The organism is Citrobacter sp. Ce129 (assembly GCF_030334545.1).
GTDB classification, from domain to species: domain Bacteria; phylum Pseudomonadota; class Gammaproteobacteria; order Enterobacterales; family Enterobacteriaceae; genus Citrobacter; species Citrobacter europaeus.
In genome coordinates this window covers 18,957-32,851 of sequence record NZ_JAOWDS010000056.1, presented here as the reverse complement: position 1 = coordinate 32,851, position 13,895 = coordinate 18,957, and the positions used below count along the sequence as shown (strand labels likewise).

The 13,895-nt window shown below is 52.2% G+C and carries 10 protein-coding genes; 9 read left to right on the top strand and 1 reads right to left on the bottom strand.

Annotated elements, in window-relative coordinates; genetic code table 11:
- The 9 genes from tuf to rpoC all read left to right on the top strand — a co-directional run.
- Positions 1-1,011, top strand: a 1,011-nt coding sequence (tuf, locus tag OGV77_RS06875) for an elongation factor Tu (protein ID WP_286502630.1), incomplete at its 5' end; no start/stop codon positions are given.
- Between the two features lie 230 nt (positions 1,012-1,241).
- Positions 1,242-1,625, top strand: coding sequence for a preprotein translocase subunit SecE (gene secE, locus OGV77_RS06870; protein ID WP_003033128.1), 384 nt, complete (start codon positions 1,242-1,244; stop codon positions 1,623-1,625).
- A 1-nt stretch (position 1,626) separates the two neighbouring features.
- The gene (nusG, locus tag OGV77_RS06865) at positions 1,627-2,172 is read left to right on the top strand and encodes a transcription termination/antitermination protein NusG (protein WP_003033125.1); all 546 of its coding nucleotides are present in this window, start codon (positions 1,627-1,629) and stop codon (positions 2,170-2,172) included.
- A 155-nt stretch (positions 2,173-2,327) separates the two neighbouring features.
- Positions 2,328-2,756 (top strand): 50S ribosomal protein L11, encoded by a 429-nt coding sequence (rplK, locus tag OGV77_RS06860; RefSeq protein ID WP_003033122.1) that lies wholly within the window; start codon positions 2,328-2,330, stop codon positions 2,754-2,756.
- Between the two features lie 3 nt (positions 2,757-2,759).
- Positions 2,760-3,467, top strand: a complete 708-nt coding sequence (gene rplA / locus OGV77_RS06855) for a 50S ribosomal protein L1 (protein ID WP_016155300.1) — start codon at positions 2,760-2,762, stop codon at positions 3,465-3,467.
- A 414-nt stretch (positions 3,468-3,881) separates the two neighbouring features.
- The gene (gene rplJ / locus OGV77_RS06850) at positions 3,882-4,379 is read left to right on the top strand and encodes a 50S ribosomal protein L10 (RefSeq protein ID WP_005132895.1); all 498 of its coding nucleotides are present in this window, start codon (positions 3,882-3,884) and stop codon (positions 4,377-4,379) included.
- Between the two features lie 66 nt (positions 4,380-4,445).
- The gene (gene rplL / locus OGV77_RS06845; RefSeq protein WP_000028882.1) at positions 4,446-4,811 is read left to right on the top strand and encodes a 50S ribosomal protein L7/L12; all 366 of its coding nucleotides are present in this window, start codon (positions 4,446-4,448) and stop codon (positions 4,809-4,811) included.
- Positions 4,812-5,131: 320 nt separating this feature from the next.
- On the top strand, positions 5,132-9,160 hold the full coding sequence (rpoB, locus tag OGV77_RS06840) for a DNA-directed RNA polymerase subunit beta (RefSeq protein WP_003033111.1): 4,029 nt from the start codon (positions 5,132-5,134) through the stop codon (positions 9,158-9,160).
- Between the two features lie 76 nt (positions 9,161-9,236).
- On the top strand, positions 9,237-13,460 hold the full coding sequence (rpoC, locus tag OGV77_RS06835; protein WP_043018017.1) for a DNA-directed RNA polymerase subunit beta': 4,224 nt from the start codon (positions 9,237-9,239) through the stop codon (positions 13,458-13,460).
- A gap of 115 nt (positions 13,461-13,575) precedes the next feature.
- On the opposite strand, the gene OGV77_RS06830 is transcribed toward rpoC, so the two are convergent.
- Positions 13,576-13,893 carry a PTS lactose/cellobiose transporter subunit IIA gene (locus OGV77_RS06830; RefSeq protein ID WP_043018018.1) on the bottom strand — a complete coding sequence of 106 codons (318 nt, stop codon included), beginning with the start codon at positions 13,891-13,893 and terminating at the stop codon, positions 13,576-13,578.
- Positions 13,894-13,895 lie beyond the last annotated feature (2 nt).

The window sequence follows — 13,895 nt, the reverse complement described above, 5'->3', positions numbered from 1 at the left end:
CGTGGTATCACCATCAACACTTCTCACGTTGAATATGACACCCCGACTCGCCACTACGCACACGTAGACTGCCCGGGCCACGCCGACTATGTTAAAAACATGATCACCGGTGCTGCGCAGATGGACGGCGCGATCCTGGTTGTTGCTGCGACTGACGGCCCGATGCCGCAGACTCGTGAGCACATCCTGCTGGGTCGTCAGGTAGGCGTTCCGTACATCATCGTGTTCCTGAACAAATGCGACATGGTTGATGACGAAGAGCTGCTGGAACTGGTAGAAATGGAAGTTCGTGAACTTCTGTCTCAGTACGATTTCCCGGGCGACGACACGCCGATCGTTCGTGGTTCTGCTCTGAAAGCGCTGGAAGGCGACGCAGAGTGGGAAGCGAAAATCATCGAACTGGCTGGCTTCCTGGATTCTTACATCCCAGAACCAGAGCGTGCGATTGACAAGCCGTTCCTGCTGCCTATCGAAGACGTATTCTCCATCTCCGGTCGTGGTACCGTTGTTACCGGTCGTGTAGAGCGCGGTATCATCAAAGTTGGTGAGGAAGTTGAAATCGTTGGTATCAAGGACACTGCTAAGTCTACTTGTACCGGCGTTGAAATGTTCCGCAAACTGCTGGACGAAGGCCGTGCTGGTGAGAACGTTGGTGTTCTGCTGCGTGGTATCAAACGTGAAGAAATCGAACGTGGTCAGGTACTGGCTAAGCCGGGCTCTATCAAGCCGCACACCAAGTTCGAATCTGAAGTGTACATTCTGTCCAAAGACGAAGGCGGCCGTCATACTCCGTTCTTCAAAGGCTACCGTCCGCAGTTCTACTTCCGTACTACTGACGTGACTGGTACCATCGAACTGCCGGAAGGCGTTGAGATGGTAATGCCGGGCGACAACATCAAAATGGTTGTTACCCTGATCCACCCAATCGCGATGGACGACGGTCTGCGTTTCGCAATCCGTGAAGGCGGCCGTACTGTTGGTGCGGGCGTTGTTGCCAAAGTAATGAGCTAATTGCCGAATAACATTTGACGCAATGCGCAATAAAAGGGCATCATTTGATGCCCTTTTTGCACGCTTTCACACCAGAACCTGGCTCATCAGTGATTTTTTTTGTCATAATCATTGCTGAGACAGGCTCTGAAGAGGGCGTTTAGTCCGAAACGCACCAGAGCATTTCGGTTTGGATTGCCTCGCTTACGCGGGGTGAAAATGTTTGTAGAATACTTCTGACAGGTTGGTTTATGAGTGCGAATACCGAAGCTCAAGGAAGCGGGCGCGGCCTGGAAGCGATGAAGTGGGTTGTTGTCGCTGTATTGCTGCTTGTAGCTATCGTTGGCAACTACCTCTATCGTGACATGATGCTGCCGCTGCGTGCGCTGGCCGTAGTGATTCTGATTGCCGCAGCGGGTGGTGTCGCGCTGTTGACAACAAAAGGTAAAGCGACCGTTGCTTTTGCCCGTGAAGCGAGAACCGAAGTCCGTAAGGTCATTTGGCCAACTCGCCAGGAAACATTGCACACCACATTAATTGTGGCTGCGGTTACCGCAGTAATGTCACTGATCCTGTGGGGACTGGATGGTATTCTGGTTCGCCTGGTATCCTTTATCACTGGCCTGAGGTTCTAAGATGTCTGAAGCCCCTAAAAAGCGCTGGTACGTCGTTCAGGCGTTTTCCGGTTTTGAAGGCCGCGTAGCCACGTCGCTGCGCGAATATATCAAGTTACAAAATATGGAAGAGCTGTTTGGCGAAGTCATGGTTCCGACTGAAGAAGTGGTCGAAATCCGTGGTGGCCAGCGTCGCAAGAGCGAACGTAAATTCTTCCCGGGCTATGTACTGGTCCAGATGGTGATGAATGACGCAAGCTGGCACCTGGTGCGCAGCGTGCCGCGTGTGATGGGCTTTATCGGCGGTACTTCTGACCGTCCGGCGCCGATCAGCGACAAAGAAGTTGATGCGATCATGAACCGTCTGCAGCAGGTTGGCGATAAGCCGCGTCCGAAAACGATGTTTGAGCCAGGTGAAATGGTTCGTGTTAGCGACGGTCCGTTCGCCGACTTTAATGGCGTGGTTGAAGAAGTGGACTACGAGAAGTCTCGTCTGAAAGTTTCCGTATCTATCTTCGGTCGTGCGACTCCGGTTGAACTGGACTTCGCTCAGGTTGAAAAAGCCTAATACGCCGATCAAAAAAGCGACGATTTAATCGTTGCACAAGGCGCGAGATTGGAATACAATTTCGCGCCTTTTGTTTTTATGGATCCTATCCGTAAAACGAATTTAATCACGGGGAGCCTCCTTGAGGCGCTATAACCCAATCAGAGGAATTTAGAATGGCTAAGAAAGTCCAAGCCTATGTCAAGCTGCAGGTTGCAGCTGGTATGGCTAACCCGAGTCCGCCGGTAGGTCCAGCACTGGGTCAACAAGGCGTGAACATCATGGAATTCTGCAAAGCGTTCAACGCTAAAACTGATTCCATGGAAAAAGGTCTGCCGATCCCGGTTGTTATCACCGTTTACGCTGACCGTTCTTTCACTTTCGTTACCAAAACGCCTCCGGCAGCAGTTCTGCTGAAGAAAGCGGCTGGTATCAAGTCTGGTTCCGGCAAGCCGAACAAAGACAAAGTGGGTAAAATTTCCCGCGCTCAGCTGCAGGAAATCGCGCAGACCAAAGCTGCCGACATGACTGGTTCCGACATTGAAGCGATGACTCGCTCCATTGAAGGTACTGCACGTTCCATGGGCCTGGTAGTGGAGGACTAAGAAATGGCTAAACTGACCAAGCGCATGTCCGTGATCCGTGACAAAGTTGATGCTACTAAGCAGTACGACATCAACGAAGCTATCGCTCTGCTGAAAGAGCTGGCCACTGCTAAATTCGTAGAAAGCGTGGACGTTGCTGTTAACCTCGGCATCGACGCTCGTAAATCTGACCAGAACGTACGTGGTGCAACTGTACTGCCGCACGGTACTGGCCGTTCCGTTCGCGTAGCCGTATTTACCCAGGGCGCAAACGCTGAAGCTGCTAAAGCTGCAGGCGCTGAGCTGGTAGGTATGGAAGATCTGGCTGAACAGATCAAGAAAGGCGAAATGAACTTTGACGTTGTTATTGCTTCCCCGGATGCAATGCGCGTTGTTGGCCAGCTGGGTCAGGTTCTGGGTCCGCGCGGCCTGATGCCAAACCCGAAAGTTGGTACTGTAACTCCTAACGTTGCTGAAGCTGTTAAGAACGCTAAAGCTGGTCAGGTTCGTTACCGTAACGACAAAAACGGCATCATCCACACCACCATCGGTAAAGTGGATTTTGACGCTGACAAACTGAAAGAAAACCTGGAAGCTCTGCTGGTTGCGCTGAAAAAAGCAAAACCGACTCAGGCAAAAGGCGTGTACATCAAGAAAGTTAGCATCTCCACCACCATGGGTGCTGGTGTTGCCGTTGATCAGTCCGGTCTGACTGCGACTGTGGCGAACTAATATTCGCCTTTACGTGGGCGGTGATTTTGTCTACAATCTTACCCCCACGTTTCTGCTAATTGCAGACGTATATCCGAGATATTCAGGCTGTGGCAAGGCGACAACTGAGTGAATCGCCAGGACCATAGTCAACTATGTGACTGGTGTGAACGAAGGCAGTCAACGCCGGCACAAATTGAATAGCGACAGATAGACAAGATTTGTTCGTTGGAGCCTGGCCTATCCAGGCCTCCGTCGAAGACCGCAGGTGTTTCGTAAGAAACTTAATGCCCTGCGTAGACGGTGACAGAACGCTAAGATTATTTCTGATACTCTGGCTTGTTTCTGCTCACCGTATTTAGACGCTCTCTCCGTTGGGGGGAGTGAAGTGAGTTCCGGAACATGAGTTCCGGCAAACATCCAGGAGCAAAGCTAATGGCTTTAAATCTTCAAGACAAACAAGCGATTGTTGCTGAAGTCAGCGAAGTAGCCAAAGGCGCGCTGTCTGCAGTAGTTGCGGATTCCCGTGGCGTAACTGTAGATAAAATGACTGAACTGCGTAAAGCAGGTCGTGAAGCTGGCGTATACATGCGTGTTGTTCGTAACACCCTGCTGCGCCGCGTCGTTGAAGGTACTCAGTTCGAGTGCCTGAAAGACACGTTTGTTGGTCCGACCCTGATTGCATACTCTATGGAACACCCGGGCGCTGCTGCTCGTCTGTTCAAAGAGTTCGCGAAAGCGAATGCAAAATTTGAGGTCAAAGCCGCAGCCTTTGAAGGTGAGTTGATTACGGCATCGAATATCGATCGCCTGGCAACTCTGCCGACCTACGAAGAAGCAATTGCACGCCTGATGGCAACCATGAAAGAAGCTTCGGCTGGCAAACTGGTTCGTACTCTGGCTGCTGTACGCGATGCGAAAGAAGCTGCTTAATCGCAGTTATCTTTCTCAAGCATCTGCTTACGTATAAACTTATTCTGATTTTCAGGAACAATTTAAATGTCTATCACTAAAGATCAAATCATTGAAGCAGTATCCGCTATGTCCGTAATGGACGTTGTAGAACTGATTTCTGCAATGGAAGAAAAATTCGGTGTTTCTGCTGCTGCTGCTGTAGCTGTAGCTGCAGGCCCGGCTGAAGCTGCTGAAGAAAAAACTGAATTCGACGTAATTCTGAAAGCTGCTGGCGCTAACAAAGTTGCTGTTATCAAAGCAGTACGTGGCGCAACTGGCCTGGGTCTGAAAGAAGCTAAAGACCTGGTAGAATCTGCACCGGCTGCGCTGAAAGAAGGCGTGAGCAAAGACGACGCAGAAGCACTGAAAAAATCTCTGGAAGAAGCTGGCGCTGAAGTTGAAGTTAAATAAGCCAACTTTTCTGGTTGCAGCCTAAGAAATTAGGCTGATGGCTGGTGACTTTTTAGTCACCAGCCTTTTTGCGCTGTAAGGCGCCAGTAGCATTTCACACTGTTTGACTACTGCTGTGCCTTTCAATGCTTGTTTCTATCGACGTCTTAATATACTGCGACAGAGCGTCAGTTCTGTGTAAATCGCAATGAAATGGTTTAAGCGTGATAGCAACAGGCATTGCGGAAAGTATTCGATTTTCCGGTCAACAAAATAGTGTTGCACAAACTGTCCCTTCGTCGGACAGATGGGTCGACTTGTCAGCGAGCTGAGGAACCCTAATGGTTTACTCCTATACCGAGAAAAAACGTATTCGTAAGGATTTTGGTAAACGTCCACAAGTGTTGGACATACCTTATCTCCTTTCTATCCAGCTTGACTCGTTTCAGAAGTTCATCGAGCAAGATCCTGAAGGGCAGTATGGTCTGGAAGCAGCTTTCCGTTCCGTTTTCCCGATTCAGAGCTACAGCGGTAATTCCGAGCTGCAATACGTCAGCTACCGTCTTGGCGAACCGGTGTTTGACGTTCAGGAATGTCAGATCCGTGGCGTGACCTATTCCGCACCGCTGCGCGTAAAACTGCGTCTGGTGATCTACGAGCGCGAAGCGCCGGAAGGCACCGTAAAAGACATTAAAGAACAAGAAGTCTACATGGGTGAAATTCCGCTCATGACCGACAACGGTACCTTTGTTATCAACGGTACTGAGCGTGTTATCGTTTCTCAGCTGCACCGTAGTCCTGGCGTCTTCTTTGACTCCGACAAAGGTAAAACCCACTCTTCGGGTAAAGTGCTGTATAACGCGCGCATCATTCCTTACCGTGGTTCCTGGCTGGACTTCGAATTCGATCCGAAGGACAACCTGTTCGTACGTATTGACCGTCGCCGCAAACTGCCTGCGACCATTATTCTGCGTGCGCTGAACTACACCACTGAGCAGATCCTTGACCTGTTCTTTGAGAAAGTTGTTTTCGAAATTCGTGACAACAAGCTGCAGATGGAACTGGTGCCGGAACGCCTGCGTGGTGAAACCGCCTCCTTTGACATTGAAGCTAACGGCAAAGTCTACGTCGAAAAAGGCCGTCGCATCACTGCGCGCCACATTCGCCAACTGGAAAAAGACGATATCAAACATATCGAAGTTCCGGTTGAATACATTGCTGGCAAAGTTGCGGCTAAAGACTACGTTGACGAATCTACCGGCGAGCTGATCTGCGCAGCTAACATGGAGCTGAGCCTGGATCTGCTGGCTAAGCTGAGCCAGTCTGGTCACAAGCGTATCGAAACGCTGTTCACTAACGATCTGGACCACGGTCCGTACATTTCAGAAACTGTACGCGTCGACCCAACCAACGATCGTCTGAGCGCGCTGGTAGAAATCTACCGCATGATGCGCCCTGGTGAGCCGCCGACTCGTGAAGCTGCTGAAAGCCTGTTCGAGAACCTGTTCTTCTCCGAAGACCGCTATGACCTGTCTGCGGTTGGTCGTATGAAGTTCAACCGTTCTCTGCTGCGCGACGAAATCGAAGGTTCCGGTATCCTGAGCAAAGACGACATCATCGAAGTGATGAAGAAGCTCATCGATATCCGTAACGGTAAGGGCGAAGTCGATGATATCGACCACCTCGGCAACCGTCGTATCCGTTCCGTAGGCGAAATGGCGGAAAACCAGTTCCGCGTTGGCCTGGTACGTGTTGAGCGTGCGGTGAAAGAGCGTCTGTCTCTGGGCGATCTGGATACCCTGATGCCTCAGGATATGATCAACGCCAAGCCGATTTCTGCAGCAGTGAAAGAGTTCTTTGGTTCCAGCCAGCTGTCTCAGTTTATGGACCAGAACAACCCGCTGTCTGAGATTACGCACAAACGTCGTATCTCTGCACTCGGCCCGGGCGGTCTGACCCGTGAGCGCGCAGGCTTCGAAGTTCGAGACGTACACCCGACTCACTACGGTCGCGTATGTCCAATCGAAACGCCTGAAGGTCCGAACATCGGTCTGATCAACTCCCTGTCCGTGTACGCACAGACTAACGAATACGGCTTCCTCGAGACTCCGTACCGTAAAGTGACCGACGGTGTTGTAACTGACGAAATTCATTACCTGTCTGCTATCGAAGAAGGCAACTACGTTATCGCTCAGGCGAACTCCAACCTGGATGACGAAGGCCACTTTGTAGAAGATTTGGTTACCTGCCGTAGCAAAGGCGAATCCAGCTTGTTCAGCCGCGACCAGGTTGACTACATGGACGTATCCACCCAGCAGGTGGTATCCGTCGGTGCGTCCCTGATCCCGTTCCTGGAACACGATGACGCCAACCGTGCATTGATGGGTGCGAACATGCAACGTCAGGCGGTTCCGACTCTGCGTGCTGATAAGCCGCTGGTTGGTACCGGTATGGAACGTGCTGTTGCCGTTGACTCCGGTGTTACTGCAGTTGCTAAACGTGGCGGTACTGTTCAGTACGTGGATGCTTCCCGTATCGTTATCAAAGTTAACGAAGACGAGATGTACCCGGGCGAAGCAGGTATCGACATTTATAACCTGACCAAATACACCCGTTCTAACCAGAACACCTGTATCAACCAGATGCCTTGCGTATCTCTGGGCGAGCCGGTTGAACGTGGTGATGTGCTGGCTGACGGTCCGTCCACCGACCTTGGTGAACTGGCGCTGGGTCAGAACATGCGCGTGGCATTCATGCCATGGAATGGTTACAACTTCGAAGACTCCATCCTCGTATCCGAGCGTGTTGTCCAGGAAGACCGTTTCACCACCATCCACATTCAGGAACTGGCATGTGTGTCCCGTGACACCAAGCTGGGGCCAGAAGAGATCACCGCTGACATCCCGAACGTGGGTGAAGCTGCGCTCTCCAAACTGGATGAATCCGGTATCGTTTATATCGGTGCGGAAGTGACCGGTGGCGACATTCTGGTTGGTAAGGTAACGCCGAAAGGTGAAACCCAGCTGACGCCAGAAGAGAAGCTGCTGCGTGCGATCTTCGGTGAGAAAGCGTCTGACGTTAAAGACTCTTCTCTGCGCGTGCCAAACGGTGTTTCCGGTACGATTATCGACGTTCAGGTCTTTACTCGCGATGGCGTAGAAAAAGACAAACGTGCGCTGGAAATCGAAGAGATGCAGCTGAAGCAGGCGAAAAAAGACCTGTCTGAAGAACTGCAGATCCTCGAAGCTGGCCTGTTCAGCCGTATCTACGCTGTGCTGGTTTCCGGTGGTGTTGAAGCTGAGAAGCTCGACAAACTGCCGCGTGACCGCTGGTTAGAACTCGGCCTGACCGACGAAGAGAAACAGAATCAGCTGGAACAACTGGCTGAACAGTACGACGAACTGAAACACGAGTTCGAGAAAAAACTCGAAGCGAAACGCCGTAAAATCACTCAGGGCGACGATCTGGCACCGGGCGTGCTGAAGATTGTTAAGGTTTATCTGGCGGTTAAACGTCGGATCCAGCCTGGTGATAAGATGGCAGGTCGTCACGGTAACAAGGGTGTAATCTCTAAGATCAACCCGATCGAAGATATGCCACACGATGCTAACGGTACGCCGGTAGATATCGTTCTGAACCCGCTGGGCGTACCATCGCGTATGAACATCGGTCAGATCCTTGAAACCCACCTGGGTATGGCTGCTAAAGGTATCGGCGATAAGATCAACGCCATGCTGAAACAGCAGCAAGAAGTCGCGAAACTGCGCGAATTCATCCAGCGTGCTTACGATCTGGGTTCAGATGTTCGTCAGAAAGTTGACCTGAATACCTTCAGCGATGAAGAAGTTCTGCGTCTGGCTGAAAACCTGAAAAAAGGTATGCCGATCGCAACGCCGGTATTCGACGGTGCGAAAGAGTCTGAAATCAAGGAACTGTTACAGCTGGGTGGCCTGCCGACTTCCGGTCAGATCACACTGTTCGACGGTCGTACCGGTGAGCAGTTCGAGCGCCAGGTTACCGTTGGCTACATGTACATGCTGAAACTGAACCACCTGGTTGATGACAAGATGCATGCGCGTTCTACCGGTTCTTACAGCCTGGTTACTCAGCAGCCGCTGGGTGGTAAGGCGCAGTTCGGTGGTCAGCGCTTCGGGGAGATGGAAGTATGGGCGCTTGAAGCATACGGCGCGGCATACACCCTGCAGGAAATGCTCACCGTTAAGTCTGATGACGTGAACGGTCGTACTAAGATGTATAAAAACATCGTGGACGGCAACCATCAGATGGAACCAGGCATGCCAGAATCCTTCAACGTACTGTTGAAAGAGATTCGTTCGCTGGGTATCAACATCGAGCTGGAAGACGAGTAACTCTCGATCAAACAGGTCACTGGTGCTGGCGTAACAGCCAGCGCCAGATTGTGCTAACTCCGACGGGAGCAAATCCGTGAAAGATTTATTAAAGTTTCTGAAAGCGCAGACTAAAACCGAAGAGTTTGATGCGATCAAAATTGCTCTGGCTTCGCCAGACATGATCCGTTCATGGTCTTTCGGTGAAGTTAAGAAGCCGGAAACCATCAACTACCGTACGTTCAAACCTGAACGTGACGGCCTTTTCTGCGCCCGTATCTTTGGGCCGGTAAAAGACTATGAGTGCCTGTGCGGTAAGTACAAGCGCCTGAAACACCGTGGTGTGATCTGTGAGAAGTGCGGCGTTGAAGTGACCCAGACCAAAGTACGCCGTGAGCGTATGGGCCACATCGAGCTGGCGTCTCCGACCGCTCACATCTGGTTCCTGAAATCTCTGCCGTCCCGTATCGGTTTGCTGCTCGATATGCCGCTGCGCGATATCGAACGTGTACTGTACTTCGAATCTTATGTTGTTATCGAAGGCGGTATGACTAACCTGGAACGTCAACAGATCCTGACTGAAGAGCAGTATCTGGACGCGCTGGAAGAGTTCGGTGACGAATTCGACGCGAAGATGGGGGCGGAAGCCATTCAGGCCCTGCTGAAGAGCATGGATCTGGAGCAAGAGTGTGAAACTCTGCGCGAAGAGCTGAACGAAACCAACTCCGAAACCAAGCGTAAGAAGCTGACCAAGCGTATCAAACTGCTGGAAGCCTTCGTACAGTCTGGCAACAAGCCAGAGTGGATGATCCTGACCGTTCTGCCGGTTCTGCCGCCAGATCTGCGTCCGCTGGTTCCGCTGGATGGTGGTCGTTTCGCAACATCGGATCTGAACGATCTGTATCGTCGCGTTATCAACCGTAACAACCGTCTGAAACGTCTGTTGGATCTGGCTGCGCCGGACATCATCGTACGCAACGAAAAACGTATGCTGCAGGAAGCGGTTGACGCCCTGCTGGATAACGGTCGTCGCGGTCGTGCGATCACCGGTTCTAACAAACGTCCTCTGAAATCTTTGGCCGACATGATCAAAGGTAAACAGGGTCGTTTCCGTCAGAACCTGCTCGGTAAGCGTGTTGACTACTCCGGTCGTTCTGTAATCACCGTAGGTCCATACCTGCGTCTGCATCAGTGCGGTCTGCCGAAGAAAATGGCACTGGAACTGTTCAAACCGTTCATCTACGGCAAGCTGGAACTGCGTGGCCTCGCCACCACCATCAAAGCCGCTAAGAAAATGGTTGAGCGTGAAGAAGCTGTCGTTTGGGATATCCTGGACGAAGTTATCCGCGAACACCCAGTACTGCTGAACCGTGCACCAACACTGCACCGTCTGGGTATCCAGGCATTTGAACCAGTACTGATCGAAGGTAAAGCTATCCAGCTGCACCCGCTGGTTTGTGCGGCATATAACGCCGACTTCGATGGTGACCAGATGGCTGTTCACGTACCGCTGACGCTGGAAGCCCAGCTCGAAGCGCGTGCGCTGATGATGTCTACCAACAACATCCTGTCTCCGGCGAACGGCGAACCTATCATCGTTCCGTCTCAGGACGTTGTATTGGGTCTGTACTACATGACCCGTGACTGTGTTAACGCCAAAGGCGAAGGCATGGTGCTGACTGGCCCGAAAGAAGCTGAGCGTATCTATCGCGCAGGTCTGGCCTCTCTGCATGCGCGCGTTAAAGTGCGTATCACTGAATATGAAAAAGATGAAAACGGCGAATTCGTTGCGCACACCAGCCTGAAAGACACGACCGTTGGTCGCGCCATTCTGTGGATGATCGTACCGAAAGGTCTGCCTTTCTCCATCGTCAACCAGGCGCTGGGCAAGAAAGCAATCTCCAAAATGCTGAACACCTGTTACCGCATTCTGGGCCTGAAGCCGACCGTTATCTTCGCTGACCAGACAATGTACACCGGCTTTGCTTATGCAGCGCGTTCAGGTGCATCTGTTGGTATTGATGACATGGTCATCCCAGAGAAGAAACACGAGATCATCTCTGAAGCAGAAGCTGAAGTTGCTGAGATCCAGGAGCAGTTCCAGTCTGGTCTGGTAACCGCAGGCGAACGCTATAACAAAGTTATCGATATCTGGGCTGCGGCGAACGATCGTGTATCCAAAGCGATGATGGATAACCTGCAAACTGAAACCGTTATTAACCGTGACGGCGTAGAAGAGCAGCAGGTTTCCTTCAACAGCATCTACATGATGGCCGACTCCGGTGCGCGTGGTTCCGCAGCACAGATTCGTCAGCTGGCCGGTATGCGTGGTCTGATGGCGAAGCCAGATGGCTCCATCATCGAAACGCCGATCACCGCGAACTTCCGTGAAGGTCTGAACGTACTCCAGTACTTCATCTCTACTCACGGTGCGCGTAAAGGTCTGGCGGATACCGCACTGAAAACAGCGAACTCCGGTTATCTGACTCGTCGTCTGGTTGACGTCGCGCAGGATCTGGTGGTGACTGAAGACGATTGTGGCACTCTGGAAGGCATCACCATGACCCCGGTTATCGAGGGTGGTGACGTTAAAGAGCCGCTGCGCGATCGCGTACTGGGTCGTGTGACTGCTGAAGACGTTCTGAAGCCGGGCACCGCGGATATTCTGGTTCCACGCAACACGCTGCTGCATGAACAGTGGTGTGACCTGCTGGAAGAGAACTCCGTTGACTCCGTTAAAGTCCGTTCCGTTGTATCCTGTGACACCGACTTTGGTGTATGTGCGCACTGCTACGGTCGTGACCTGGCGCGTGGCCACATCATCAACAAAGGTGAAGCAATCGGCGTTATCGCGGCACAGTCCATCGGTGAACCGGGTACACAGCTGACGATGCGTACGTTCCACATCGGTGGTGCGGCATCTCGTGCGGCTGCTGAATCCAGCATCCAGGTGAAAAACAAAGGTAGCATCCGTCTGAGCAATGCGAAGTCGGTTGTGAACTCCAGCGGTAAACTGGTTATCACCTCACGTAACACCGAACTGAAACTGATCGACGAATTCGGTCGTACCAAAGAAAGCTATAAAGTGCCTTACGGCTCCGTTATGGCGAAAGGTGATGGCGAACAGGTTGCTGGCGGCGAAACCGTAGCGAACTGGGATCCGCACACCATGCCGGTTATCACCGAAGTGAGTGGTTTCGTCCGCTTCACTGACATGATCGACGGCCAGACCATTACTCGTCAGACCGACGAGCTGACCGGTCTGTCTTCTCTGGTGGTTCTGGATTCTGCAGAGCGTACTGCGGGTGGTAAAGACCTGCGTCCGGCACTGAAAATTGTTGATGCTCAGGGCAACGACGTTCTGATCCCTGGCACCGATATGCCTGCTCAGTACTTCCTGCCGGGTAAAGCAATTGTTCAGCTGGAAGATGGCGTACAGATCAGCTCTGGTGACACCCTGGCGCGTGTTCCGCAGGAATCAGGCGGTACCAAGGATATCACCGGTGGTCTGCCGCGCGTTGCGGACCTGTTCGAAGCACGTCGTCCTAAAGAGCCGGCAATCCTGGCTGAAATCAGCGGCATCATTTCCTTCGGTAAAGAAACCAAAGGGAAACGTCGTCTGGTTATCACCCCGGTAGACGGTAGCGAACCGTACGAAGAGATGATTCCGAAATGGCGTCAGCTCAACGTGTTCGAAGGTGAACGTGTAGAACGTGGTGACGTTGTTTCCGACGGTCCGGAAGCGCCGCACGACATCCTGCGTCTGCGTGGTGTGCATGCTGTAACTCGTTACATCGTTAACGAAGTTCAGGACGTATACCGTCTGCAGGGCGTTAAGATTAACGATAAACACATCGAAGTTATCGTTCGTCAGATGCTGCGTAAAGCCACCATCGAAAACGCTGGTAGCTCCGACTTCCTGGAAGGCGAGCAGGTTGAATACTCCCGCGTCAAGATTGCCAACCGCGATCTGGAAGCGAACGGCAAAGTGGGTGCAACGTTCTCCCGCGATCTGCTGGGTATCACCAAAGCGTCTCTGGCAACCGAGTCCTTCATCTCTGCAGCATCGTTCCAGGAAACCACGCGTGTCCTGACCGAAGCCGCTGTTGCAGGTAAACGTGATGAACTGCGCGGTCTGAAAGAGAACGTAATCGTGGGTCGTCTGATCCCGGCAGGTACCGGTTATGCGTACCACCAGGATCGTATGCGCCGTCGCGCAGCGGGCGAACTGCCGGCTGCTCCGCAGGTGACTGCTGAAGATGCGTCTGCCAGCCTGGCAGAACTGCTGAATGCAGGCCTGGGCGGTTCTGACAACGATTAATCGTTGCTGACCCTAATAAAAAACCCGCTTCGGCGGGTTTTTTTATGTCTATGTTATGCCTGATGGCGATGTGCTTGTCGGGCCTGGGAGGCGACGAATCCAACCGGCAATGTCATTAATTTACCGGCGGTAAACGCCGATAAAGCTCAATCATATCTCCCGCCAAATCCTGAATCACCATCGCGTTCATCAGGTGATCCTGCGAATGGACGGTGATGAGATTAACCGGTAGCTTGCCGGTACCTTCGTCAATTCCGATCAGTTGGGTCTGGATTTTATGCGCTTGTTTAACGTACTCGCGTGATTCCGTCATCGCTTGTTCTGCACCCGGGAAATCACCTTTACGCGCCAGTTGTAGCGCCGTCAGGGCCTGACTGCGCGCAGCGCCGGCGTTAACTAATAATTCCATGATGATCGTTTCTAACTCTTCCATGC